This window comes from Stenotrophomonas sp. Pemsol, from assembly GCF_003586545.1.
GTDB classification, from domain to species: domain Bacteria; phylum Pseudomonadota; class Gammaproteobacteria; order Xanthomonadales; family Xanthomonadaceae; genus Stenotrophomonas; species Stenotrophomonas sepilia.
Genome location: NZ_CP025780.1, coordinates 1,849,558 through 1,874,732, shown reverse-complemented (window position 1 = coordinate 1,874,732; position 25,175 = coordinate 1,849,558). Strand labels below are relative to the sequence as shown.

The window sequence follows — 25,175 nt, the reverse complement described above, 5'->3', positions numbered from 1 at the left end:
GGGCCTCGCTGGGGTGCAGGGGCGGGCAGGGGGGCGAAGGGCCCTCTCAGCTGGAAGACAGTGATGCGGCCATCGCGGCGTACCAGTCAATCGACTGGCTGTAGGGCCTGGACATCTGCTGCAGCATGGTGGCGAAATCCTGCGTGCTGGGTGGCGTGACCGCCGCGCGTGCGCCCAGGTAGTTGCCAAGATCGGCGGCCGCCACCAGCTGTGCATGATCGATTTCCCAATCGGTCACCTCACTGGCGGTCGGGCGCATCATACTGGGCCTTGCCCGCACGTTGGCGCAGACTGCATCAGCGATGTTCTGCAGATCCCGGGCAACCGTCCTGAAGCGGACCAATGCATAGTGTCGATCAGGCTTGAGCAGATCCCGCGGGAAGTTGACGGTGTCGAGGGAGATGCCGGTTTCCTCCATGAACTCCCGGCGGGCAGCATCTTCCTCGGTCTCGTTGTCATGCCTGCGGCCGCCAGGGAGCGTCCATTGCCCAGCCTGGTTGACGACAACCATGGGAACCTGCGCCGCCCATGCGCGGGTGTCCCGGGCCAGGTTCTGTGCCGTCAGCAGCGCGGGCCCCCATGAATCCGGCGAGAACACCGGCAACGTGTTTGCCAGGTTCCTGATGCGCTCTGGCAGCGTGGATTGACGGAACAATCTGCGGGTGAGGTGGGTGACAGCAGATCCAACCTGGTCCGGATTCGGCGGTGACGCCTGCATCGCCTGGACGGCATTGCTGAGATTCACCAGGATGCTCTGGCCTTGGGTCGTCTCTGCGTAGCCGGCGGATGTGGCAGCGACCTGGGCACTCTGGAGCAACGCAAGCGCAGGCTGCCAGTCCTCGTCCCGCGGCAATGCGGGTGATGCGGCAACTGTCAGGGCAGCGTCCAGTGCTTCTGCAGTCAGCACCATCACCGAATTGGACGCCCACCAGTTGTTGATGACCCGCTTGCGGGTGATCAGGTAATGGGTTCCGTTCCAGAGCGCAGCATAGACCTGGGGCATGATTCAGTCCTCCATCAAGCGCGGGGCGGGCGCGGTGGATCCACTGTAGGAGCGGGAGGCGAGGGAGAATCGGCGGTAGCGATGATGTATGCGGTGGAACCGACGGAGCAGGAGGGCAGGGGGCGTTGATTTCCCCGCATTGGTGCCAAGCCCGTGGCCGCCCGGGCGTCAACGACTCCCGGCGCCTGCCTCCGGGTCATGCAGTCCACGCAGCTTCTTCCTGCCACGGACAGGTGCGCCTACACGGTCGATACCTATGCCTACGGTGGCAGGACGCTGGTGCAGCACTATGTGGTGCAGGGGATGGGGCATGCATGGAGCGGCAGTCAGTCGGGCCTGCCGTTCACCGATCCCAAGGGGCCGGATGCAGGCGCAGGTCAGTTGCGCAGAACCATGCACGCCACCGCCCCACGAACCGCCTCGCAGGGCGGTCGGAGGGCTCAAGAAGTACTGCCGATGGTCGCTAATGCGCAGTGGTGGGCATGGTGCCCGCTCGATTGGGCACTTCTCGCCCACATATAAGGATGTAGTTCTGTGAGAGTTATTGTTGTTCTGGCGCTGGCGTTGTCCATCAGTGGGTGCGGGATGCTTCCGAAGAAGGAAACGCCCGAGCAGGCGGTGGCGGCATCCCGCTTCTATCCCGGGAAATCGATCGACCAGGTCAGGGCTGCTTCAATCGAGGTCTTGAACCTGCTGGCGCCCGGAAAGATGGAATTCGATGCTGGCGCGCCCGGTATCGCGGCGAAGCGCACCTATGGGTATGTCGAACGCCGCATGGGCTACCAGGGCACCATGACGACGTTCTACAACGTCAACATGACGGCGGTCAGCTGGTACACCGTTGCGCTTTCTGAAGAGGCCGGTGGTACGCGGGCCCGGTTTGCGCTGCAGACGCGTGCCGACGATCAGGCTTCGTACTGGGCCAACCCTGCTGTCCCGGCCATTCACAGCAGCTTCCGTCACGATCTTCCGCTGGACGGACGCCAGGGCACGGCCGATCTGAAGCTGTTCCATGATCGCGTCGAGCATGTGCTGGGGCTGCGTCCGAACTGGGTGTCATGCGGCGAAGTGAAGGAGCCAGGCAAGGTTCTTGAGCTCTGCGATCGCAGCGGCATCAGCGACGTCGGTCCGATCCGATCCTGACCGCTCCCGGGCCGCTCCTGTGTTGATGCGCAGGGCGGCTCGTGCAGCATCGTGGGTTTCATGGCCCGATTCTGCCGCTTCATCGACCCGTGCCAGGGTCTGGTCGTACGACATCCCCATGCTGGATCTGTTCGGCTAGGCTGGTCTGATCGAAGACGAGGATGAAGGTCATCATGAACCGCTGGATTCTCCTGGCATTGGCCACGCTCCCGTTCGCTGCCGGTGCCGTGGTCATCCGCGATGACGTTGACGATGCCAGGTACCAGATCGACGCATCGGTGTTCCCGGCACTGGCGGACATGCCAGGCGAGGGGCACGGCGTCCTGATCGCACCGCGCTGGGTGCTGACCGCAGCGCATGCCGCACCGATGGAGGGGATGGGCGCCACCATCACCCTCGATGGGAAGGGCTACGGCGTCGAGCGTGTCTTCCTGCATCCCGGCTACCGCAGGATGCCCGAGGCGCTGGGCGAGGAAGCCATGGCAACGGGGAGTGCGTCGAAAATCCACGCCTTTCTGGCGGCGTCCGATGACATTGCATTGATCAAACTTGCCGCACCGGTGAGCGATGTTCCGCCGGTCGCACTCTACCGTGGCGCCGACGAGGTCACGCAGGTCGCCGCCCTGATAGGGAAGGGCGCCACCGGCAACGGAGCGACTGGACTGGTACCCGGCGGGTCACATCGGACGACCCTGCGTCGGGCCTGCAACGCGATCACCGGCGGCAACGCGCGTTATCTCTGGTACCGTTTCGATCCGCCTCCGCAGGGCCTTCCCCTTGAAGGCGTGCTCGGCAACGGCGATAGCGGTGGCCCGCTGGTGATCAGGAAAGATGGGGCCTGGCAGCTGGTGGGCCTCGGTTCCTGGATCACCGCCGTTCCCGAGCATGCGCTGGAGGCGGGTTTCTACGGGCAGGTGGTCTACAACGTGCGCGTGTCCCGCTACATCGATTGGATCGAAAGCATCATCGATGCGTGACGCGAAACTTCAGTTCTTGTTCCCCTGGCGCGACGGCGCGGAGCAGGCGTAGCGGAAGGAAGCGCGCCTTAACGATTCATGGTCAAGAACAAGCACACGGCGCGGATCTCAGCCGGTGCGACGGGCGCTCGTATCCTTACCCGGCATGAGTTCTCCCTTCGATCTTCCAGAGTTCATGACGGTCACCCGGCCCTCCGGCTGGGTGCAGAGCGGCGAGCGTTGGGACCTGTGGTGGAACGGGCGTTCCGTGGCCAACATCGTGCCGCATGCCGTGCTCGGGTTCCGGGTGTACCTGGACGCACGCAAGATGTCCCAGACCAAGGTGGTGGCCGCCACGAATGTGCGGCAGGCCAGGCGCTACGCCGAGCGCTGGTGTGCCGCGCGGCTCTGCCCACAGCTGCGGCTGCGCGAGGCGGTGGCACGCCTGGTGGACGTGGCGCCGGAAACAAGCGCTGCGCCGTCGCCCGCACTTTCGCGGGAACAACGGCAGCAGGCCCGCCGCCTGGCCGAGGCCGGGGCGGGTGAGGTGGTACGGATCAAACAGGCACTGGCGCCGCGACAGCCCGCGATGAAGACCCGGCCGGAGCTGCAGGGGCGAGGTGGAGCCTGGTCGATACCCGGGCAGGCTCCGTCAAGCCGGCATTCGAACGGCAATGCCTCCCCGGCCAGGCTTATGCCGAGAGTTCCTCGCGCACGATCCTCGCCCCCGCGCTGAGCGCGCGCAGCTTGCCCCTGGCCACATCGCGCGCCAGCGGCGCCATGCCGCAGTTGGTGCTCGGGTAGAGCTTGTCGGCGTCCACGAACTGCAGCGCCCTGCGCAGGGTGTTGGCCACGTCCTCCGGGGTTTCCACCGTGCTGGAGGCCACGTCGATGGCGCCGACCATCACCTTCTTGCCGCGCACCAGCTCGATCAGGTCGATCGGCACATGGGAGTTGTGGCATTCCAGCGAGATGATGTCGAGGCTGGAGGTCTGCAGCTTCGGGAACGACTCCTCGTACTGGCGCCATTCCGACCCCAGGGTCTGCTTCCAGTCGGTGTTGGCCTTGATGCCGTAGCCGTAGCAGATGTGTACCGCCGTCTCGCACTTCAGCCCTTCGATCGCGCGCTCCAGTGCGGCTACGCCCCAATCATTCACTTCGTCGAAGAACACATTGAAGGCCGGCTCATCGAACTGGATGATGTCGACGCCGGCGGCCTCCAGCTCCTTCGCTTCCTCGTTGAGGATCTTCGCGAACTCCCAGGCCAGCTTTTCGCGGCTCTTGTAGTGCGCGTCGTACAGCGTGTCGATCATCGTCATCGGGCCGGGCAGCGCCCACTTGATCGGCTGCGTGGTCTGGCGGCGCAGGAACTTCGCATCCTCGACGAATACCGGTCTGGGGCGGCTCACGGCGCCAACCACGGTCGGCACGCTGGCATCGTAGCGGTTGCGGATGCGCACGGTTTCGCGCTTCTCGAAGTCGACGCCGCTGAGATGCTCGATGAAGGTGGTGACGAAGTGCTGGCGGGTCTGCTCGCCGTCACTGACGATATCAATGCCGGCATGCTGCTGTTCCTGCAGGGACAGGCGCAGGGCGTCCTGCTTGCCCTCGATCAGGCCTTCGTCCTGCAGCTTCCAGGGTGACCAGAGCTTCTCGGGCTCTGCCAGCCAGGAGGGTTTGGGCAGGCTGCCTGCGGTGGAGGTGGGGAGCAGCGTCTTCGTCGGCATCGTGTGGTGTGTCCTGGGGGCGAATGGTAAATCGATGGATCAGCGGGCGGCCCACTGCTCAAGCACGGCGCGGTACGGCTTGATGAAGTGTTCTTCGGTGAACCGGCCCTGCTTGACCGCCAGCTGGCTGCGCTCTTCGCGGTCGTAGACGATGCGGGTGGAGGAGTAATCCTGGTGCTTCAGGCTGGGCTGGTAGACCTTGCCGGCCACGGAATTGGCGTTGTAGATCTCCGGGCGGTAGATCTTCTGGAAGGCCTCCATCGTGCTGATGGTGCCGATCAGCTCCAGGTTCGAGTAATCGCCCAGCAGGTCGCCCTGGAAGTAGAACGCCAGCGGTGCGACGCTGCCCGGCGGCATGAAATAGCGTACCCGCAGGCCCATCTTGTCGAAGTACTGGTCAGTGGGGGAGAACTCACCCTGGCGGTATTCCACGCCCAGGATTGGATGGTGGTTCTCGGTGCGGTGGTAGGTCTTGCTGCTGGAAACGCTGATGCAGATCACCGGTCCCTTGCTGAAGTTGGCGCGGTAGGCGTCCGAGCGCAGGAAGTGCTTGAACAGCTTGCCATGCAGGTCGCCAAAGCCCTCCGGAAGGCCGAAGGTGTCCTTGCCTTCGTTGCTGGCCGGAAGCACCACGCTGAAGTCGTAGTCACGGACATAGGACGAGAAGTTGTTGCCGACGATGCCTTCGGTGCGTGCGCCGGTGTGCGTGTCGACAATGGTCGGGCGCAGCACTTCTATCAAGGGAAAGGGGTCGCTGCCCGCGTTGCCATCGATGTGCATCTCCACCGAGATGATGTCCAGCTCGACCGCGTAGCGATCGGCGCTTGGGTTGTCCCAATGCGCCAGATCATTGAAGCGGTTGTTGATCATGCTGATCGTGTTGCGCAGGTTCTCCTGCCGGGATGCGCCGCGCGCCAGGTTGGCGAAGTTGGTGGTGATGCGCGTGCCTTCGGCCGGCTGGTAGTCCTCGTTGAAGGGGATGCGCGTGATGCTGAAGGTGAAGGCGTCGTTCGTCATGGGCGGCGTTCCGTTTGCGGGGTGACATCCAGAGGCAGGTCGGCGGCATCTGGCATTCAAAGGGCTTCGATGGCCTCAGCGGCGGCGAGTGGCGCGCGGCGATGGGACAGCGCAAGCAGCGGCATTGCGCGCTGCACCGCCAGTCGTGCGCGCTGGATCAGCGCTTCGTCGTGCACGTGCCCCTCGGTGAAATCGCGGTCGGTGGCATACACGCCCAGGGGCAGGGTGCGGGCCTGGAAGAAGCTGAACAGCGGCCGCAGCTGGTGATCGATCACCAATGCATGGCGGTCACTGCCGCCGGTCGCGGCCAGCAGGATGGGGGTATCGACCAGCGCGTCCTGGTCGATGAAGTCGAAGAAGTGCTTGAACAGCCCTGTGTAGGAGCCGCGATAGACCGGCGTGCTCACCACGAGGACATCGGCTCGTTCGACGGCCACCAGCTGGCGCTCGACAACCTCCGGGAGCTGCGAACGCCACAGCGCACCGGCCAGCTGCGGCGCCAGTTCGCCGAGTTCGATCAGCTGCTGTTCGCTGCGCATGTTCTCGCCGATCAGGCCCAGCAGGTGCTCGGCGAGGGTGGCGGCCCGGGAGGGGCGCTGCAGTCCACCGGAAACGGCGACGATACGGAGGGGGCGTTGGGATGAAGGCATGACCCGATCCTAGTCATGCCTTTCCATGACGTAAAATGGTATTACTTCACCTACCCATGAGTGAGATTCATCTTAATGTTGGAGCGGATCCACCTCAGCATCGTGCAGCAGGTCGAGCAGCAGGGCTCGCTCACCGCTGCTGCCGGCGTGCTCAACCTGACCCAGTCGGCGCTCAGCCACAGCATGAAGAAGCTGGAGCAGCAGCTGGGTACCGATGTCTGGCTGCGCGAAGGCCGCAGCCTGCGGCTGACCCAGGCCGGGCAATATCTGCTGGCAGTTGCCAACCGGGTGCTGCCGCAGCTGGACCTGGCCGAGGAGCGCCTGCGCCAGTTTGCCCAGGGCGAGCGCGGCGCGCTGCGCATCGGCATGGAATGCCACCCCTGTTACCAGTGGCTGCTGAAGATCGTCTCGCCGTACCTGGCCGCGTGGCCGGACGTGGATGTGGACGTCAAGCAGAAGTTCCAGTTCGGCGGCATCGGCGCGTTGTTCGGCTACGAGATCGACCTGCTGGTCACGCCTGATCCACTGCTGAAGCCGGGCCTGAAGTTCATCCCGGTGTTCGACTACGAGCAGGTGCTGGTGGTGGCCAGCAACCACGCCCTGGCCAAGGTGGATCACGTAAAGCCGCGCCAGCTCAGCCAGGAAGTGCTGATCAGCTACCCGGTGCCGTTCGAGCGCCTGGACATCTACAACCAGTTCCTGCTGCCGGCCGGCATCACCCCGCGGCGCCACAAGGCCATTGAAACCACCGACATCATGATGCAGATGGTGGCCAGCGGCCGCGGCGTGGCTGCCATGCCGCGCTGGCTGGTGGAGGAGTACGCCACGCGCATGGACGTGGTGCCCGTACGGCTGGGCGCCAAGGGCATCCCCAAGCAGATCTACCTGGGCGCGCGCGAGGCCGATACCGGTATCGACTACCTGCAGGCCTTCATCGAACTGGCCCGCAACAGCTCGCCGCTTGCCGGCAATGTGGGCGGAGCACGTTGATGCCGGCAGGCCTGTCACTGCGGGCGGACGCCTTCATCAGCGCTTTTTCACTGGAAGTCAGCGCGAAGGCCATGCCCGCGCTGTGCGCCGAGGCGGATCGGATCCCGCGCGGTACGGTCATCTCCATTCCCTACCTGACCAGCGAGGATGACGACACCCGCCTGGCCGCCGCGCACACGGTGCGCGCGCTCGGATTCGAACCGATGCCGCATCTCTCTGCGCGGCGCGTCGGGTCACGCGCAGCGCTTGAACGCTTCCTGGAGCGTGCCGCCGGCGAAGCCGGGGTCGCGCGTTGCCTGCTGATCGCGGGCGACCTGGCCACGCCCGCCGGACCGTTTGCCGACAGTGCTTCGATCATCCAGACCGGTGTTCTGGAGCAATCCGGCATCAAGGTCGTTGCTATCGGCGGGCACCCGGAAGGGCATCCGGCAATGCGCAGTGAAGAACGCTGGCAGGCGCTGGAGGGTAAATGCCAGGCCATCGAAGCACGTGGCATGGCCCCCTTGGTCGTCACCCAGTTCGCCTTCGATGCCGATACCGTGCTGGCCTGGCTGGATGCACTGCGCACGCGTGGCATCGCGGTTCCGGTGCTGGTCGGTGTGCCGGGTCCGGCCAGCATCACCCGGCTGCTGCGATACGCCGCGATGTGCGGCGTAGGTGCCAGTGCATCGATGCTGGCCCGGTATGGCATCTCGATCGGCCGGCTGCTCGGCACGGCAGGGCCGGAGGTGTTCATCGATCGCCTGGTGAAGGGGCTGACGGACGCCCATGGCCAGGTCAGCCCGCATTTCTTCCCGTTCGGTGGTGTTGCGCCGTCGCTGGAGTGGATGGAGCAGTACCGGCGGCGCATTTAAAGTGTCCGCAGCGTAACCCGCGATGGCTGACAGCTGTCACTGGCTGCAACCCGGGCGGAAGCGAATAGTGAGCGCCAAGGCGAGGGCGCCTCGCCACCACTCACCAAGGGGACCGCTCATGAACATGCTTCAGCACCTCGCCTCGCAGACGCCAATCTGGGTGTGGCTGCTCCTGGCCTTCCTGATCACCCGTGGCATCGCCGCCATGAAGCCGGCCGAGACCTCGCTGCAGAAGCTGGCGATCGTACCCGCCTTGTTCGCTGTCTGGGGTGCGTGGTCGGTCAGCCATCGCTTCGGCGCTTCGCTGAGCGCCTGGAGCGAATGGCTGGTCGGCATCGCCACGGGCGCGACGCTTGCCTGGCTGCTGTTGAATCGATTGAAGCTGACGCTGGACCGCAGCACCGGCAAGCTCTGGCGCAGCGCGGACTTCAGCCTGCTACCGCTGCTGCTGGCTACCTTCCTGGTGAAGTACGGCTTCGAAGTCGCATTTGCGGTGTCGCCGTCGCTGTCCGCCCATGCCGGCTTCAGTGCCGCCTACCTGCTGCTGACGGGCGGGTTCACTGGCATCTTCGTGGGCAAATATTGCCGGTACCTGGGCTCGCTGCGGATGGATGCGGCGGGCAAGGGGCTGGAAACCGCAGGCTGATTGTCCGAGGCGTGCCGGCCGCTGGCCCGCGTCCCCAGGCAGGGTTGTGCGGCGCTGGCGCAGGCGTCACGATGCCCGCCACTGGCCAACACCGGAAACGCTGACGTCATGAAGACCACATCCTGGTTCTGGATCAACGTGGCCAGTCACTTCAGCATTGTCGCCGCCCTGGCCTGGCTGCCCGCACGGTGGACGGGGCAACTTGTGGAGGCGCTGGCCGGGACGCAGCCGGCTATCGGTGATACCCGGTATTTGGCCTTCATCGGCGCCATGTTCGGCTTCTGCGTAACCGCGCTGATCCTGATGGGGGCGCTGACAGTCACTGGCGAACTGCTGGGTTTCTCCAGGCCCTTTGCGCGGCGGCCGGAGTCCCGAAACGAAGCGCAGGTCGTCCACCGGAAGGTGTTGCTGGTTGCATTCGCCACGCTCTCGTGGGTGGCCGTGGGATCGCTCGCGGGTATTGCGTCGATCTTCGTGGCTTCGTCATGAAGGGCGGCCCTGCCAGCGTCTGGCGCGCCGGAACGCATAGGCGCGTGAACCGCGCAGTTGCTCACGCCTCCCCGCGCCACTGGCTCATCAGCATCTGCAGAAAGCGCTCCGCCGTGGGCGAGAGCAGGGCGCCCCGGCGTCGGACGATCCCGATCGTGCGCGATACCACAGGATTGCCGATCGCGCGTGTCACCAGGGTGGGGTGATCCCCGTCCGGCGTGGCCATCTTCGGCAGCACCGACACGCCGATGCCCGCCTCGACCATGCCCAGTGACGTCGACAGGTGCGTCACTTCATAGTGCCAGCTCAACTTGAGGTTCTCGCGCGCCAGCGCACCATCCAGCAGCGTGCGGTTACCGCTGGTGCGATGCACGGTGATCAGCTGGTGCTCGGCCAGGTCGGCCCATTCCACCTTGCGCTTGCGTGCCAGAGGATGATCGCGGCGGCATGCCAGCACGAATGGATCTTCAGCGAGCACGTCGAAATCGAGATTCGGATCGTTGGCGCCCATGAAGTTGATGCCGAACTCGACTTCGCCACGTTCCACTGCCTGCAGACCCTCCGTCGCCGGGATATCCAGGATGCGGAAGCGCACGTTCGGGTGCGCTTCGTGGAAACGCGCCATCACGCTGGGCAGGAAGTAGAACGCCGCCGTCGGCAGGCACGCGATGGTCACGGTGGCGCCGCGGGTGTCCTCCCGGCCGCGCAGTGAGAACAGCGAGCCATCGAATTCCTCCAGCATGCGGCGTACCAGCGGCAGCAGGTTCTCGCCGACAGCGGTGGTACTGACGCTGCGCGTGGTGCGCTCCAGCAGTGGCGAACCCACGGCCTGCTCCAGCTTCTGGATCCGCCGGCTGAGTGCTGGCTGGGAGACGTGCAGGATTTCCGCGGCGCGATGGAAGCTGCGGGTCTCCGAGACCAGCAGGAACGCACGCAGATCCAGGATTTCGCAATTGATGCTCATTGGGTATCAATCATCCGAAAATCAGCAATTCACAGATCAATTGGGGTCATGCCAGTATCGAATCACAGAGGGGTAATTCATCCCCTATACGCATCAATCTAGCACACGTATGTCCAACGATCTGCTCAGCATTCCCTGCGTGCTCATGCGCGGCGGTACCTCCAAGGGCCCGTTCTTCCTGGCCAGCGACCTTCCGATGGACATCGCTGAACGCGATCGCCTGCTGCTGGAAGTGATGGGCTCGGGCCATCCGTTGCAGATCGACGGCATCGGCGGTGGCAACGCGCTGACCAGCAAGGTGGCGATCATCGACCGCTCCAGCCGTCCGGACGCCGATGTCGACTACCTGTTCGCCCAGGTACGGGTAGAGCAGCAGGTGGTGGATACCTCGCCGAACTGCGGCAACATGCTGGCGGCCGTAGGCCCGTATGCCATCGAACGTGGGCTGGTGCAGGCGCAGGATCCGCAGACCGAGGTGCGCATCCACAACGTCAACACCGGCAAGCTGATCATCGCCACGGTGGAAACGCCGGGCGGCAATGTGGTCTACCGCGGTGATACGCGCATTGCCGGCGCGCCGGGCTCGGCCTCGCCGGTCAGGCTCTCCTTCCTTGATGCGGCAGGTGCCCGCACCGGCAAGCTGCTGCCCAGCGGGCACGCGCAGGAGACCATCGATGGCGTGCCGGTCAGCCTGGTGGACTGCGCGATGCCGATGATGCTGGTACGTGCCGAAGACCTGGGCGTGCGCGGCGATGCCCCGCCCGCCGAACTGAGCGCGGACGCGGTATTCATGCGCCGGCTGGAAGCGCTGCGCATCGAGGCAGGCGCCCGCATGGGCATCGCCGACGCCGGCAACAAGGTCATTCCGAAGCCGGTGCTGCTGTCGGCGCCGCAACATGGGGGCGATCTGCAGGTGCGCTATTTCATGCCGCATCAATGCCACACCGCGCTGGCCATTACCGGCGCGGTTGGCCTGGCCACCGCCGCCGTTACGCCGGGCACGCTGGCCCACACTTTGGTCGGATGCCTGTCCGTTCCCGGCAGCATTACCCTCGAACATCCGGGCGGGGCCCTGGAGGTGGGCCTCAGTCGCAGCTCGCAGGATGCGCCGGTCGTTGCCAGCGTCGTGCGCACCGCACGCCGCCTGTTCGAGGGCCGCGTGTTTGCCACCACGCCAGCACTTGCCGTGGCCGGTTCCACCCAAGCCCGCCAATGGACGTCAGCGGCATGATCTGAACCCGGACGGGCCGGCGCAGGTGCGCATGCCCGCCATTACAACGTAGATGCTTCACTCCTGGGAGGGATGATGTACAAGCAGTTCTTGATGGCCGCGCTGTGCGCGGCTGGTCTGGCCGCGGCCGGATGCAGCAACAGCGGGCGCACCGAAGGCGCATCCGCCGGCGGTGGTGACCATGCACCGGTACGCATCAGCGTCGGCTCCTACAACCTCAACAACCTGCCGTTCTTCATCGCCGACGCCAAGGGGTACTTCAAGGACGTCGGCCTGCAGGTGAAGACCGAGAACTTCGCCCAGGGCGGCTCCAAGGTATTGCAGGCGCTGGTGGCCAATTCCACCGACGTGGCCGTCGGCTTCTACGACCACACCATCCAGATGCAGGCCAAGGGCAAGGACGTGGTGGCCTTCGTGCTGCTCTCGCGCAACTCCGGCCTGGTGATGGCCGGCCGCGAGGATGCCACCTTCGATCCGGCCCGCCCGGAGACCATCAAGGGCCAGAAGGTCGGCATTACCGCACCGGGCTCATCGTCGGATTTCTTCGTCCGTCACTTCCTCGCCCAGCACGATATTCCGGCTGACAGCATCTCGTTGATCGGCGTCGGCTCGGGCGCCGCAGCGGTAGCCGCGCTGGAGCAGGGCAAGATCGACCTGCTGGTCAACTACGACCCGGCCGCCACCCTGATCACCGAGCGCAAGGTCGGGAAGATCCTCCTCGACGCGCGCAGCGATGACGGCGCCCGCCAGGTCTATGGCGGCCTGTACCCGACCTCGGTGATGTACGCCAACCAGAGCTTCCTGGACAAGCGCCCCGAAGCGGCCGAGAAGATTGCCCGCGCCGAGCAGATGGCGTTGAAGTTCATCGCCGACAACAGTGCTGAAGACATCGTTGCGGCGCTGCCGGACAGCTACGTTTCTGGCGACCGCGCCACCTATGCGCGCGCGGTGGAGAACGCCCGCGCGATCTTCACCCGCGACGGTCATTTCACGCCGGCTGATCTGGAAACGCCGTTGAAGGTGCTGCGCGAGTTCAATACGGACGTGGCCAAGGCCAACATCGATCTGTCCCGCACCTACACCAATGCTTTCGTCGAGCGTGCCAACGCTGCGGCGCCGGCTGCCCAACCGTAAGCGGAGGTAACCCCATGGCCCTCAATGCCACCGTGCGCCAGCTCAATGGCGCACCGCAGCTGGAGCCTGCACAGACCATGGTCGCGCTCAACAAGGTGACCATGTCCTTCGGCGAATTCACCGCCGTTCGTGATGTCGACATCCAGGTAGGTGATGGCGAGTTCCTTGCCATCGTTGGGCCAACCGGCTGCGGCAAGAGCACCATCCTCAATTCCGTGGCGGGCCTGCTGAAGCCGTCGTCCGGCCAGGTCAGCATCGACGGCCGTGCGGTCAGCGGGGTCCAGGAGTCGGTGGGCTACCTGTTCCAGCAGGACGCGCTGCTGCCGTGGAAGACCGCATACCAGAACGTTGAGCTCGGCCTGCGTTTCCGTGGCGTGCCCGAAGCCGAACGCAAGGCCAAGGCCAACGCGTGGCTGGCCAAGGTCGGCCTGGCTGGTTTCGAGCATCGCTACCCCCACCAGCTGTCCGGTGGCCAGCGCAAGCGCGTGCAGATGGCGCAGGCGTTGATCGTCGAGCCGAAGGTGATCCTGATGGATGAGCCGTTCTCGGCGCTGGACATCCACACCCGGCACCTGATGCAGAACGAGCTGCTGCGCCTGTGGCAGGAGGACCGGCGCTCGGTGATCCTGATCACCCACGATCTGGAAGAAGCGATCGCCCTGGGCGACCGCGTGGTGGTGCTGTCCTCCGGCCCGGCCAGCCGTGTCGTGCGCAGTTTCGACGTGGATCTGGAACGGCCGCGGAACGTGGCCGAAATCAAGCTGGATGACCGTTTCACCGACCTGTACCGCGACATATGGGCCTGCCTGCGCGGCGAAGTGGAGAAGAGCTATGCACGCCAAGACTGACAAGTTCATCCAACTGGCCCTGGTTGTGGCCGTGTTCGGCGGCTGGGAGGGCGGCATCGCGCTGGGCGTGATCGATCCGTTCTTCTTCCCATCGCCAACGGCGATCGTGCAGCAGGCCTGGACCTGGCTGTCCGATACCTCGTTCTACCAGCACGTCTACATCACGCTGACCGAAACCGCGCTGGGCTACATCATCGGCACCGGCCTCGGCGTGGCCGGCGGTGTCTGGCTGGGCCTGAGCCGCCGCTCGGCGCGCATCCTCGATCCCTTCATCAAAGGCTTCAACGCAATTCCGCGCGTGGTGCTGGCCCCGATTTTCGTGTTGTGGCTGGGGCTGGGCCTGTGGTCGAAGGTGGCGCTGGCGGTCACCCTGGTGTTCTTCACCACGTTCTTCAATGCCATGCAGGGCGTACGCGAGGTGAATCCGGTGGTGCTGGCCAATGCCCGCATCCTGGGCGCAAGCCGCAGCGACCTGCTACGCCATGTCTACTTCCCGGCAGCGGCCAGCTGGATCCTGTCCTCGCTGCGCACCTCGGTGGGCTTCGCCGTGGTCGGCGCGATCATCGGTGAGTACCTCGGCGCCTCGGCGGGCCTGGGCTACCTGATCGCGCAGGCAGAAGGCAACTTCAACGCCGTCGGTGTGTTCGCCGGCATCATCATCCTGGCCGCCTTCGTGCTGGTCATCGACGCGCTGCTGGACGTGGTCGAGAACAAGCTGATCACCTGGCGTCCCAACGCCCAGGCCCAGGCCACCAGCTGACCGGGCCGGGCTGAGCCCGCCTGCCGCGCCGCCGGGCCGATCCGGCGGCGCGCGCTTCCTCCCCCGATCTTCCCCCGCACCACCGCAACAGGCCAGCGCCGGGCCAGGGGGCCGGCTGGCCGGAGAGAGTCCATGAACCATTCCACCGTGCTGCCGCTGGCAGCGCTGTCGGTCGCGCTCGGCCTGCTGTTGGCCAGTGGCCATGCTGGCGCCCAGGCTGTTTCGTCCCCACCCGCACCACTGAGCCAGGCCGAACTCTCACGCCTGGTGCAGCAGCAGGCGCTGCAGATCCAGCAGTTGGAGGCGCGCCTGCGTGCCGTGGAGGGCGGGCACAGCACCGCCGGTGCGGCGGCCGCAACGCAGGGCCCCGCGCTGGACACCCGCGTCGCCGCACTGGAATCCAGCCAGGCCAAGGCGCCCAAGGTCACCTGGTCCAAGGGCGCACCGGAGTTCAGCAGTGCCGATGGCAGCGTGGCGTTCCGTCCGCGCGGACGCCTGTTCGTCGACGCATCCAGCACAGACGGATCATCAGTGAGTGACCGCAACATCTCCGGTACCGAGATCCGCTCGGTGCGGCTGGGCGCCGAAGGCCGCTATGGCATCCTCGGCTGGGCGGTGGAAGGTGACTTCGCCGACAACGCGGTGGCGTGGAAGTCGGTCTACGCCACCGTGGACCACCGCCTGTTCGGGCTGCCGGCCGACCTGACCATGGGCAACCGCCTCAACGACCGGGGTATCGACGGCTCCAGCAGCACTTCCAACACGCCGTTCCAGGACCGCAACGTGGTCGGCACGCTGATGCTGCCGCAGCGCGGCCTGTTCGGTGTCGGCCTGACCGAGCGCGTGTACGGCAAGGACTGGCATGCCAGCCTGTCGGTGGCCGGCAACGATCTCAACAACGCCGGCACCGACAACGACAGCCAGACCTGGGCCACGCGCGTGCATTGGAACCCGGTGGCCAGTGATGCGGTCACGGTGCACCTGGGGGCCTGGGCCTTCCACGAGGAGATCGCCGCAGGCGCCAGCGGCGTCGTCCGCAGTTCGGCCATCGCCGGGCACTTCAACGACCTGGTCAAGATCGCGCCGGGCACACTGCTGGGCGCCGAGCGCAGCACGGCCTATGGCGCGGAACTGGCAGGCTTCTTCGGGCCGGCCTGGGCGACCGGCGAATGGGGTACGCGCAACCTGCGCGGGGCCGACGCCAGCGGGCGCTACGATCTGGACCACCAGGCCTGGGCGATTTCGGCTGGCTGGTTCCTGGCCGGTGCAAGGCCGGCCTATTCGGGCAAGGCCGGCACCTGGGGCCGGGTCAAGGTGGCCGATCCTGTCACCCGCGGCGGTGCCGGGGCATGGGAACTGAAGGGGCGCTACGAGGATGTGGACTATGCCGAGCTGCCCAGTGGCGGTACTGGCCACGCGTGGACGCTGGGTGCGAACTGGTATCTCAACGATTTCAGCCGCGTGATGTTCGAGGCGATCCGTTGGCAGACCCGCAACCGCAGCGGCACCGGCCAGGGCAGGGATGAAGGCACCACCTTCAACACCCGCCTGCAGGTGGCCTTCTAGCAGCGCATGTCGCTCGTGCGCCGATCAGAGCAGCAGCAGTGCTCCGATCAACGCCGGCGGCATCACCAGCGCGCCGACGCGCAGGAAGTCGAGCGCGCTGACATGCTCGCCCTCGCGGCGCAGCGCCACAAGCCACAGCATCGTCGCCAGCGAACCGGTGACCGACAGGTTGGGTCCCAGATCCACGCCGACCAGCAATGCGGCACGGGTCTGCGCCGGCAGGTCGGCCATCTGCCCCAGCGAACCGGCGGCCAGGCCGACCGGCAGGTTGTTGGCTACGTTGCTCAGCAGCGCAGCCGCGCCACCGGCCAGCCAGCTGGCCTGGCGGGGAGATGCCTGCGCCAGGGCCTGCAGGGCGCTGGCCGCGGTCTGGATGACACCGGTCTGCGCCACCGCTTCCACCAGCACGAACAGTCCCGCCACCAGCGGCAGCACCCCCCAGGACACGTGGCGCAGCAGTGGCAGCGGGCTGCGCCGCTGGCGGATCGCCACCACCGCAACACTCAGCGTACCTGCGCAGAACGTGGTCAGGCCCAATGGCCCGTTCAAGGCCGACGTGACCAGCAACACGGTGCCGGTGAACAGCACGCCCAGTGCGCTCAGCCGGCCGCCGTCGGTCAACGGGCGATGCGCCGGCGCGGCCACAAGCGGCTGGGCGATCTCGCGCCGGTGCACCCAGCGCAGGACCAGGTAGGTGGCACCGATCGCCGCCGCCGACGGCAGCGCGAACTGCGCCAGCCATTGCAGCAGCGGCGGCAGGTGCTGGCCGTACACCACCAGGTTGGCCGGATTGGAAATGGGCAGCACGAAGCTGGCCGCATTGGCAATGAATGCACAGACGAACAGGTAGGGCAGGGGATTGGCGCGCGCCGCCTTGCAGGCAGCGTAGACCGCCGGCGTCAGCACTACGGCCGTTGCATCGTTGGACAGGAACACCGTCACCAGCGTGCCGACCAGGAACACCAGGTCGAACAGGCGTCGCCCGGATCCGCCCGCATGCCGCACCGCGTACAACGCGACCCAATCGAACAGGCCTTCGCGCCGCGCCAGTTCGGCCAGCATCATCATGCCGACCAGGAACAGGTAGACGTCGCGGCCTTCGGCCACCGCACCCCATGCGGTATGCAGCGACACCGCGCCCAGCAACGGCAACAGGGCGGCAGCGCCCAACGCCCACACATATTCGGGGATGCGCAAAGGACGGAACAGCAGACCGAGGGTGGCAACGGCGACCGCTGCCCAGATCACGAGGGGGGCTTGGGGGGCGAGCATGGAGTGGGGCTTCAGCGGCACCTGCAGCGACCCCGGCGCAGGTGGGGCCTGGCGCGCGCGATCAGCGGATGGGCGGCCGCTGCAAATCATCGCAGGTTCCGGGTCGCCGCATCATACCGTGCGGCGCGGCTTGGCGACCGCTGCCGTCGACCGCGTTGCAGGTGGGCCGGGGGGCGGCGCCCAGCCCACGTTCAGCACTCAAGCGCGCCATGACTTCAGGCACTGCAGCGTGACTACACATGTAGCCAATCTACGCACACACTCATTGGACGAGATTGCGATGCCAAGATCCTGCTGGTTGTCCTGCGCCTTGGCCCTGGTGTTCGGCATCGCCGGGCCCAGCCAAGCGGCGACGCGTGCCGATGCCCTTGCCGCGATCGAGCGCAATGCACGCGCCGCGCATTCCGATGCGGTCCTGGTGATGCATGAGCGGGAGACGCTGCTTGAGCTGAAGCCCGCCGCCGGGCAGGAATCCGTTCACCTGATGTCGGCCACCAAGTCGGTCGTCGCGCTGGCCATTGCATTGCTGCTGGACGAAGGAAAGCTGGCTTCGATCGATACGCCGGTCAGCCGGATCTATCCCGAATGGAAGCAGGGCAGGAAGAGCGCCATTACCGTGCGCATGCTGCTGGACCATACCTCGGGCCTGCAGAACGTGGCGAACGCGGGCGAAGAGCTGGAAGGGGCCCCGGACCTGGTCAAGCTGGCACTGGCTGCCGAGCTGAGCGATGACCCGGGCAACGTGTTCTCCTACAACAACAAGGCTACCAACCTGCTGCCCGGCATTGTCGAGCGCCTGGCAGGCGAGCCTGTGGACGCGTATCTGGACGCGCGGCTGTTCAAGCCCCTGGGCATTGCCCACTACACCTGGATGAAGGATGAGGCAGGCACCCCGCTGGGCATGGCCGGGCTGTCCCTGCGCGCGGCCGATCTTGCCGCCATCGGGCAACTGTTGCTGGACGGAGGCGTGGCACCGGATGGCAGGCGTCTCCTGAGTGAGCAGTCGGTCGCGTTGATGACGACCGAAAGCGCCCGTGCGCCAGATGTTGGGCTGCTGTGGTGGCGGATACCGGCCTGGGAACGGTACCAGCTCAAGCCCCGGCTACGGGATCTGCTGGTGAAAAGGGGCGTGGATGACGACGTACAGCGCGCACTGCAGGCCAGCGCAGGGCGAGTATTCGAAAGCCGCAGCGCACTGGTCGCCTTCCTCGCCAATCAGATGGGCGCGGACTGGTCCCAGCGCTACGGCAGCCAGATCTCCGCGCGCGGCCTGAAGCTCGCCGATCTCTACGACATCTCACGGGGACCGGTCGTCGGCTTTGCCGCCAACGGCTACCTGGGCCAATACCTGATGATCGTCCCGGAACAGCGCGTGGTCGCCGTGCGTCTGGTTCACCGGCGCGAGACCCACAGCGCTCCACAGGACGACTATCCCTCCTTCTTCGCCGATGTCCTGCAGTTGGCGCGGACACTGCAATAGGCCCTGTCGTCATCATGTCCACGCGCTCTGAACATCCTCCTGGAGCGTTCTTCACTGTCGTGCCGCTAAAAGTGGGATGACATCTTGGCGGCACACCTACTGAAGCATGTTTGATTATCAGGACTGGACCTTCCACGCCAATGGCCGCACGGTAGTGGCGCGGGTAGCGCTGGACGGCGACGGTGGCGGTACCATCAACCGCTACCAGCTGGTGCCGGGGCCGGCGCAGTCGGGGCTGAGCATCAAGGTCGCCTCCCAGGATGAGGCCGCGCAGAAACTGGAGGCCGAAGTGACCAAGCTGCTCGGGCCGGAGTGGTAGCCACGACGCCATGCCGGGCAGGGATCCGCATGGTGACGTCGGGATGACCGGCCCGGGCAACGGGCATCGCGCCGGATGCCCGTTGCGTGAGGCCGCTTACTTGGGCATCAGCACGGTGTCGACCACGTGGATGACGCCGTTGGACTGGCCGACATCTGCAATGCTGATGCCTGCCTTTCCACCCTTTGCGTCGATGACCCAGAGCTTGCCATCGTGGAGCGCCACGGTGAGAGGCTCACCCTGCACGGTCTTCAGGGCGGCCTTGCCGCTGTGCTTGCGGGCATCGGCCAGAAGCTGGGCGGAACTGTAGTTGCCCGGGACGACGTGGTAGGTCAGGATCCGGGTCAGCTGTGCCTTGTTTTCAGGCTTCACCAGTGTCTCGACAGTGCCTGCAGGCAGCTTTTCGAAGGCCGCATTGGTGGGCGCGAAAACAGTGAAGGGCCCGGCGCCGTTGAGGGTGTCGACCAGGCCGGCTGCTTTGACCGCTGCAACCAGCGTGGTGTGATCCTTGGAATTGACGGCGTTCTCGACGATGGTCCTGGTGGGGTACATTTCTGCCCCGCCCACGATGACGGTGTTGGCGGCGAAAACCGAGGAGCCGGACGAAACGAGTACGGCGAAGCCGACTGCGGCGGCGATGCGCTGAAGAGCGTTCACGGTGCGTTCCTTTCTGGATGACCCGCAAGTGCGGGCATTTTTCCTACGTCGGGTGAGCGTGACCGGATGCAGCAACGGCCGAGTCATCAGCTGTTTGGCCCGCAGGCGGTTTTGCTGCGCTGCATGGTGACAACGGCGAACCGCGGTGATTACTCTCCGCTGCAACGCGATGGTAGCGCTACCAGTCGGACGGGGATCCAGGGTCCGGGAGGCTGCCTTCTTTGCCGCGTGTTTGTCCTGGCAGGCTTGAAAAGCAAGTGTAAGTCGCGGCGTGCCCGAGCACCCGTGCTGTTCGGTTTGGAATGCGGGCCACGCCCGTGCGTGCCCCTGGGAGGGGGCGGTACATCCATTCGATCGTATGTCAGAGGGGACTTTCATGAGCACTTGCAGTTTCCGCGGCACCCTGGCCCCGAGGGCCGGTTCATGAGCCGCGCGTTGGCGAAGTTCCGGTCCCGGGCCATGTTCACCTTCGTGGGTGGTGCCCTGGTCATCAATCCTGCCTTTGCGCAGGACGCAGCACCGGCGACCGGGCCGCAGCCGCAGAGCCAGTCGCAACCCACCCAGCTTGATGCAGTGCAGGTCACGGGCATACGCAACAGCCTGAGCCAGGCCATGGACATCAAGCGCGACTCGGCGGGCGTGGTCGACGCGATCAGTGCCGAGGACATCGGCAAGTTCCCCGATACCAATCTTGCCGAGTCGTTGCAGCGCATCACCGGCATCTCCATCGAGCGCCGTGACGGCGAGGGTGCGCAGGTGACCGCGCGTGGCTTCGGCCCCCAGTTCAACATGGTCACGCTCAACGGTCGGCAGATGCCGGGTGCCGATGCATTCGGTGCCTCTGGACAGGTCGCCATCGGCGGTGTCGACGGCGGCACCCGCGCCTTCAATTTCGCGCAGCTGGCCGCCGAGGCCATCAATGGTATCGAGGTCTACAAGACCAGCCAGGCGCAGGTGCCCAGCGGTGGCATCGGTGCGACGATCAACATCCTGACCTCGCGCCCGCTCGATCACGCCGGCATCGTGGCCAACGCCGGGGCGAAGCTGGTGTCCGACCAGAGCCAGCCGTTCGACAATGACCTGACACCGGAGCTGTCGGGCATCTTCAGCTACAGCAATCCGGAAAAGACCTTTGGCGTCAGCCTCAGCGCGAGCCAGCAGAAGCGCAAGGGTGGCTCGGTGCAGGCCACGGAGAACTACTGGAACGTGCAGCCGTGGACAGGGTCGATGCCGGGCAATCCGACCGTGGTAAATGCCCCGGCCGTCGGCCAGCTTTACGCGCGGCCCAACGACCTGCGCTACGCGTTCTCCGAATTCGAGCGCGAACGCGTCAACGGCCAGGCCGTGCTGCAGTTCGCACCGACGGACAGCCTGACCCTGACCGTGGATTACACCTACTCGACCAACGAAATCACCGAGAATCGCGGCGAGCAGGGCATGTGGCTGCAGAACAGCAACTACACCAACGTCGAGTTCGACACCAGTGGCGCCGTCGCGACGCCGGTATACATCCGTGAAATCGCCGGCACCAAGGATTTCGGCCTGGAACAGCAGCGCAGCATGCAGGAGTACAAGCTGGGTTCGCTGGGCTTCAATGCCGTCTGGAATGTCAGCGACCGCTTCAAGCTCAGCTTCGATGCGCACAACTCGAAGAACGAGAGCCGCCCGAATGATCCGCTGACCGGCGGTGGTTCGATCTTCATGAGCATCGCCGGCACCAACAACTGTACCCGTGGCCCGCATTGCGGTGGCTCCTGGGTGCAGGAGCTGAACTTCAACAATGGCCTGCCGGTTGGCACCCAGGTCTGGTATCCCAGCACCGCCGATGCGGTCGCCGGGACCAATGGCGTGGTCAATCCGGGCTTCCAGGAAGGCGAGGTTGGCACGCAGGTGCTGCGCGTCAACGCGCAGACCCAGATCAGCGAGATCAAGCAGGCGCGCGTCGATGGCGAATGGAACTTCGACCACGGGCGCTTCCAGTTCGGCGTGGACACCAACAAGTCCACCACCCACCGCATCCAGGCCGCCGAGGCCTACTCGACCCTGGGCGACTGGGGCGTGGCCAACGTGGACCGGGATACCGCCGCAGGCCTGATGGACCTGCTGCAGCCGGTCAGCATCGTCGGCCTGTTCGACGACTACAGTGCCAACAGCTGGCCCGCCTGGCGCGGCAATGCCGGGCAGCTCGCGCAATGGGCATCGCGCGAGTACGGCGTCGGCCTGGGTGTGAACCCGCAACGCGCGGCCGACAACTTCGTGGAAGAGAAGACCAAGGCGGCGTACTTCCAGGTGGAGCTGGACGGGGAGCTGGGTGGCATGCGTACCAACACCCGCCTGGGCGTGCGCTATGAAGCCACTGACGTGGTGTCGACCTCGGTCATTGCCGTCCCCGAGTCCATCGAGTGGCAGGCCAACAACGATTTCCGCATCGTGCTGTCCGATGAGCAGCAGCCCTTCACGGAGAAGGCGCGCTACAGCTACATCCTGCCCAACCTTGATTTCAGCATCGACCTCACCGAGGAGCTGAAGGGCCGCGTTTCGTTCGGCAAGAGCATCGCCCGCGCGCCGTATGGCAATCTCTATGCGGGACCCGGGGCCCAGCAGCCGTTCGGCTCGGTGCTGATCGATCCCTCGTCGCGCGCCAGCGGCAATTCGCAGAACCCGAGCCTGAAGCCGTTGGAATCGGACAACCTCGACCTGGGGCTGGAGTGGTACTTCGCCGACGCCAGCTATGTGTCATTGACCTACTGGAACAAGTCGGTCAGCAACTTCATCGGCAACACCGTCGTGCAGGAAAGCCTGTACGGCCTCACCGACCCGACCTCCGGGCCGGATGCGCGGGCGGCGTTGGACTTCCTGACCAGCGGCGCCTGCGTCGCCCAGGTCGGGCCGGCCAATGCGGCCGCCTGCTCGGCCAACGACACCTCGCTGTTCACCGCGCTGGCATTGCTGCGAAACAATCCTGCCGGCCTCGGCGCCTACAACGGCACTGATGCGCAGGTGCTGGCCACCGAAGCGGCCTACGATCTGTATGGGCAGCCCAACGATCCGCTCTACCAGTTCAACGTCAATCGCCCGATCAACCAGAACAAATCCAAGCTGCATGGCTGGGAGCTGGGCGGCCAGTACTTCTTCGGTGACACCGGCTTCGGCGTGCTGGCCAACTACACCGTGGTCAAAGGTGATGTCGGCTACAACAATGGCGGTGACCCGGGCATCGACCAGTTCTCGCTCACCGGCCTGAGCGACACCGCCAACGCCATGCTGATGTACGAGAAGTACGGGTGGTCAGTGCGCCTGGCATGGAACTGGCGCGACCAGTACCTGATCCTGGCCAACCAGGGCTCCAGCCGCAATCCGTACTATGTGGAGCCGTACGAGCAGTGGGATCTCAGCGTCAACTACGCGCTGGATGACCACTGGTCCTTCAGCCTGGAGGCGATCAACCTGACCGGTGAGGATGTGCGGTGGCGCTCGCGCACGTCGCAGATGATCGTCAAGCTGGCAGACCAGAGCCCGCGCTACATGCTGGGCGTACGCTACAAGTTCTGAGCCTGGTTGCCGATGCGTCCGGCACGGCACCGCTGCCCGCCAGCGTTGCCGCGCCGGGACGGTGTCGCCGCACCTGTCGCGCCTGCGCTACTCTGCCGGCCAGCCACCCCGCACTGGACTGGATACCCTGATGGCCCGCTATGAAATGCTCAACAACATCGCGCATCGGGACCTGAAGGTCGCCACTGGATTCGGGCCGCAGTTCGGCGATGCCGTGGGCATGGTGCCGGCCTATCCCAGCGAGTTCGCCGAACTGCAGCGTGAGTATCCGATCTTCCTGCGCAGGGATACCGGGACGAAGGCGTGGCAGTCCGTGGCCCTGCTGGGTTTCGAACAACACGAGAACCTGTTCCTGCAGGACGGGCGCTGGAATGCTTCCTACCTGCCAGGCGCGGCGGCCAAAGGGCCGTTCCTGATCGGCTTCCAGGAGCACTACGTGGATGGCGTGCTCACCCAGGATGCGGTGATGCACGTGGACCTGGACCATCCGCGCGTCACCGCCGGCGCCGGTGTGCCGGTGTTCCTGCCGCAGGGCGGCAACACGCCCTACCTGGACCACATCGCCGGCGTTCTGCGCGGCATCCACGAGGGCAGTGCCTTCGCGGCCAGTATGTTCACGATGCTCGACGACTGCGGGCTCATCCAGCCGGTCACGCTCGATGTGCAGCTCGCGCCGCACCACCGGGTGAGCGTGAGCGGATTGCACGGCATCGACCGCGAGCGCCTGGCTGCGCTGGACAGTCCACGCCTGGCTGCGTTGAACCGCGCCGGTTACCTGGAGGGTGCGTACCTGATGTTTGCCTCGCTGCATAACATGCGCCGCCTGATCGCCGAGAAGCAGCGCCGTCTCCGCGTCCAGGACGGCACCGCGCAGGCGGCCAGGAACTGACCGGTGCAGGCCACCCTGCCGATGCGGATCCTGGAAGGCATCGATCCTGCCGCCTTGCCACTGGCTGACCTGGTGGAGGCCGGTGAGCCGGTCGTACTGCGTGGCATCGCCACCGATTGGCCACTGGTCCAGGCCGGGCTGGGCGGGGTGCAGGACGCAATGGCGTACCTGTGCAGCGTCGATGCGGGTGCGCCCATCCAGTACTCGTTCGGCGGCCCCGAGATCGGGGGGCGCCCGTTCTACAGCGCGGACTTCACCCGTTTGAACTTCGAAGTGCGGCGCGGCGTGCTGGCCCAGGTGCTGGAAGAGATCGCCATGACGCTGCATGCACCGCAACCGCCCACTTACTACGTGGCCTCGCTGCCGATTGCGCGGGCACTGCTGCCGGCATTCGCGCAGGCCAACGACGCCGGTCTGGCGAAGCAGGGCATTGACGCCACCGCCAGCATCTGGATCGGCAACCGGGTGACGGCCTCGTGCCATTTCGACACACCCGACAACCTCGCCTGCTGCGCGGTGGGGCGGCGCGAGTTCACCCTGTTCCCGCCCGCCCAGATCGACAACCTCTATCCGGGCCCGCTCGATCCCACGCCGGGCGGACAGGTGGTCAGCGTGGTGGACTTCGAACAGCCAGACTTCGATCGGCATCCACGTTTCCGCGAGGCGCTGGCGCACGCGCGCAGTGCGGTGCTTGGGCCCGGCGATGCGATCTTCATTCCCAGCATGTGGTGGCACCATGTACGCAGCCTGGAACCGTTCAACGTGCTGGTGAACTACTGGTGGCGAAGCTCGCCGGCCTGGCTGGGATCCGCGCTGGCGGCGCTGCACCACGCGATGTGGGCCGTGCGTGATCTGCCGGCGCGCGAAAAGCAGGCGTGGGAAGGGCTCTTCCGCTACTACGCATTCGGCCCTGGCGAGCGCGCGGGGCAGCACCTGCCTGACGCCGCGCGCGGGGATCTGGCACCGTTTGACGAGCAGCGCGCCCGCCGCATGCGCGCGATGCTGCTGGGCAGGCTCAACCGTTGAGA

At 65.7% G+C, this 25,175-nt stretch carries 24 protein-coding genes and 1 pseudogene; 18 read left to right on the top strand and 7 right to left on the bottom strand.

The features are described 5' to 3' along the window. Positions 1 to 46: 46 nt before the first annotated feature. Positions 47 to 1,003, bottom strand: coding sequence for an NUDIX domain-containing protein (locus PEM_RS08735; RefSeq protein ID WP_205529641.1), 957 nt, complete (start codon positions 1,001 to 1,003; stop codon positions 47 to 49). A 237-nt stretch (positions 1,004 to 1,240) separates the two neighbouring features. Here PEM_RS08735 and PEM_RS20585 point away from each other — a divergent pair. The 4 genes and pseudogenes from PEM_RS20585 to PEM_RS08715 form a co-directional block, all read left to right on the top strand. Next, positions 1,241 to 1,372: pseudogene (locus PEM_RS20585) on the top strand (PHB depolymerase esterase); the annotation flags it as partial. A gap of 165 nt (positions 1,373 to 1,537) precedes the next feature. After that, positions 1,538 to 2,146, top strand: coding sequence for a hypothetical protein (locus tag PEM_RS08725; protein ID WP_138951294.1), 609 nt, complete (start codon positions 1,538 to 1,540; stop codon positions 2,144 to 2,146). A 173-nt stretch (positions 2,147 to 2,319) separates the two neighbouring features. Beyond that, complete coding sequence (locus PEM_RS08720; protein ID WP_069138688.1) at positions 2,320 to 3,123, top strand: trypsin-like serine protease; 804 nt, start codon at positions 2,320 to 2,322, stop codon at positions 3,121 to 3,123. Between the two features lie 145 nt (positions 3,124 to 3,268). Further along, positions 3,269 to 3,838, top strand: a complete 570-nt coding sequence (locus PEM_RS08715; protein ID WP_162911586.1) for a hypothetical protein — start codon at positions 3,269 to 3,271, stop codon at positions 3,836 to 3,838. On the opposite strand, the gene PEM_RS08710 is transcribed toward PEM_RS08715, so the two are convergent. Genes PEM_RS08710 through msuE form a run of 3 tightly spaced genes read right to left on the bottom strand, consistent with a single transcriptional unit; the run spans position 3,795 to position 6,496 of the window. Next, positions 3,795 to 4,829: a methionine synthase gene (locus tag PEM_RS08710; protein WP_095377560.1), complete on the bottom strand. Its 1,035-nt coding sequence runs from the start codon at positions 4,827 to 4,829 to the stop codon at positions 3,795 to 3,797. The two genes, PEM_RS08715 and PEM_RS08710, sit on opposite strands and share 44 nt — an antisense overlap. A 39-nt stretch (positions 4,830 to 4,868) precedes the next feature. Continuing rightward, entirely contained in the window at positions 4,869 to 5,846 is a 978-nt protein-coding gene (locus tag PEM_RS08705; RefSeq protein ID WP_111128101.1) for a DUF1852 domain-containing protein, read from the bottom strand. 56 nt (positions 5,847 to 5,902) lie between these two features. Then, positions 5,903 to 6,496 carry an FMN reductase gene (msuE, locus tag PEM_RS08700; RefSeq protein WP_111128099.1) on the bottom strand — a complete coding sequence of 198 codons (594 nt, stop codon included), beginning with the start codon at positions 6,494 to 6,496 and terminating at the stop codon, positions 5,903 to 5,905. A 75-nt stretch (positions 6,497 to 6,571) separates the two neighbouring features. Here msuE and PEM_RS08695 point away from each other — a divergent pair, with 75 nt between their 5' ends. From PEM_RS08695 to PEM_RS08680, 4 genes are all read left to right on the top strand, one after another. After that, positions 6,572 to 7,486 carry a LysR family transcriptional regulator gene (locus tag PEM_RS08695; protein WP_005416621.1) on the top strand — a complete coding sequence of 305 codons (915 nt, stop codon included), beginning with the start codon at positions 6,572 to 6,574 and terminating at the stop codon, positions 7,484 to 7,486. Continuing rightward, complete coding sequence (locus tag PEM_RS08690; protein WP_111128098.1) at positions 7,486 to 8,340, top strand: methylenetetrahydrofolate reductase; 855 nt, start codon at positions 7,486 to 7,488, stop codon at positions 8,338 to 8,340. Before PEM_RS08695 ends, PEM_RS08690 begins: the two co-directional genes overlap by 1 nt. A gap of 118 nt (positions 8,341 to 8,458) precedes the next feature. After that, a complete protein-coding gene (locus PEM_RS08685) occupies positions 8,459 to 8,986 on the top strand; it encodes a DUF6622 family protein (RefSeq protein WP_111128096.1) in 528 nt (175 codons plus the stop codon). A 108-nt stretch (positions 8,987 to 9,094) separates the two neighbouring features. Continuing rightward, positions 9,095 to 9,475: a hypothetical protein gene (locus PEM_RS08680; protein ID WP_111128094.1), complete on the top strand. Its 381-nt coding sequence runs from the start codon at positions 9,095 to 9,097 to the stop codon at positions 9,473 to 9,475. 61 nt (positions 9,476 to 9,536) lie between these two features. Here the strand turns inward: PEM_RS08680 and PEM_RS08675 are convergent, their stop codons facing one another. Then, positions 9,537 to 10,439, bottom strand: a complete 903-nt coding sequence (locus tag PEM_RS08675; RefSeq protein ID WP_010485668.1) for a LysR family transcriptional regulator — start codon at positions 10,437 to 10,439, stop codon at positions 9,537 to 9,539. A gap of 109 nt (positions 10,440 to 10,548) precedes the next feature. Between PEM_RS08675 and PEM_RS08670 the strand changes: the two genes are divergently transcribed. The 5 genes from PEM_RS08670 to PEM_RS08650 all read left to right on the top strand — a co-directional run bounded on the left by PEM_RS08670 (position 10,549) and on the right by PEM_RS08650 (position 15,978). Further along, entirely contained in the window at positions 10,549 to 11,670 is a 1,122-nt protein-coding gene (locus tag PEM_RS08670) for a 4-oxalomesaconate tautomerase (RefSeq protein ID WP_111128093.1), read from the top strand. A gap of 75 nt (positions 11,671 to 11,745) precedes the next feature. Further along, positions 11,746 to 12,804, top strand: a complete 1,059-nt coding sequence (locus PEM_RS08665; protein ID WP_069138690.1) for an ABC transporter substrate-binding protein — start codon at positions 11,746 to 11,748, stop codon at positions 12,802 to 12,804. A 14-nt stretch (positions 12,805 to 12,818) separates the two neighbouring features. Next, a complete protein-coding gene (locus tag PEM_RS08660; RefSeq protein ID WP_005416613.1) occupies positions 12,819 to 13,652 on the top strand; it encodes an ABC transporter ATP-binding protein in 834 nt (277 codons plus the stop codon). After that, positions 13,636 to 14,412 (top strand): ABC transporter permease, encoded by a 777-nt coding sequence (locus PEM_RS08655; RefSeq protein WP_005409726.1) that lies wholly within the window; start codon positions 13,636 to 13,638, stop codon positions 14,410 to 14,412. Before PEM_RS08660 ends, PEM_RS08655 begins: the two co-directional genes overlap by 17 nt. A gap of 132 nt (positions 14,413 to 14,544) precedes the next feature. Further along, positions 14,545 to 15,978 (top strand): porin, encoded by a 1,434-nt coding sequence (locus PEM_RS08650; RefSeq protein ID WP_005416612.1) that lies wholly within the window; start codon positions 14,545 to 14,547, stop codon positions 15,976 to 15,978. Positions 15,979 to 16,002: 24 nt separating this feature from the next. On the opposite strand, the gene PEM_RS08645 is transcribed toward PEM_RS08650, so the two are convergent. After that, on the bottom strand, positions 16,003 to 17,250 hold the full coding sequence (locus PEM_RS08645; protein ID WP_032954213.1) for an arsenic transporter: 1,248 nt from the start codon (positions 17,248 to 17,250) through the stop codon (positions 16,003 to 16,005). Positions 17,251 to 17,548: 298 nt separating this feature from the next. Between PEM_RS08645 and PEM_RS08640 the strand changes: the two genes are divergently transcribed. Then, positions 17,549 to 18,730 carry a serine hydrolase domain-containing protein gene (locus PEM_RS08640; protein WP_111128091.1) on the top strand — a complete coding sequence of 394 codons (1,182 nt, stop codon included), beginning with the start codon at positions 17,549 to 17,551 and terminating at the stop codon, positions 18,728 to 18,730. A 106-nt stretch (positions 18,731 to 18,836) separates the two neighbouring features. Continuing rightward, the gene (locus tag PEM_RS08635; protein WP_005416609.1) at positions 18,837 to 19,049 is read left to right on the top strand and encodes a hypothetical protein; all 213 of its coding nucleotides are present in this window, start codon (positions 18,837 to 18,839) and stop codon (positions 19,047 to 19,049) included. 96 nt (positions 19,050 to 19,145) lie between these two features. On the opposite strand, the gene PEM_RS08630 is transcribed toward PEM_RS08635, so the two are convergent. Then, positions 19,146 to 19,706, bottom strand: coding sequence for a fasciclin domain-containing protein (locus PEM_RS08630; RefSeq protein ID WP_111128090.1), 561 nt, complete (start codon positions 19,704 to 19,706; stop codon positions 19,146 to 19,148). Between the two features lie 423 nt (positions 19,707 to 20,129). Between PEM_RS08630 and PEM_RS08625 the strand changes: the two genes are divergently transcribed. The 3 genes from PEM_RS08625 to PEM_RS08615 all read left to right on the top strand — a co-directional run bounded on the left by PEM_RS08625 (position 20,130) and on the right by PEM_RS08615 (position 25,173). Continuing rightward, a complete protein-coding gene (locus tag PEM_RS08625; RefSeq protein WP_119706095.1) occupies positions 20,130 to 23,258 on the top strand; it encodes a TonB-dependent receptor in 3,129 nt (1,042 codons plus the stop codon). A 130-nt stretch (positions 23,259 to 23,388) separates the two neighbouring features. Next, positions 23,389 to 24,147 (top strand): SapC family protein, encoded by a 759-nt coding sequence (locus PEM_RS08620; RefSeq protein ID WP_111128138.1) that lies wholly within the window; start codon positions 23,389 to 23,391, stop codon positions 24,145 to 24,147. Between the two features lie 3 nt (positions 24,148 to 24,150). Next, positions 24,151 to 25,173 (top strand): cupin-like domain-containing protein, encoded by a 1,023-nt coding sequence (locus PEM_RS08615; RefSeq protein WP_111128086.1) that lies wholly within the window; start codon positions 24,151 to 24,153, stop codon positions 25,171 to 25,173. Positions 25,174 to 25,175: the final 2 nt, after the last annotated feature.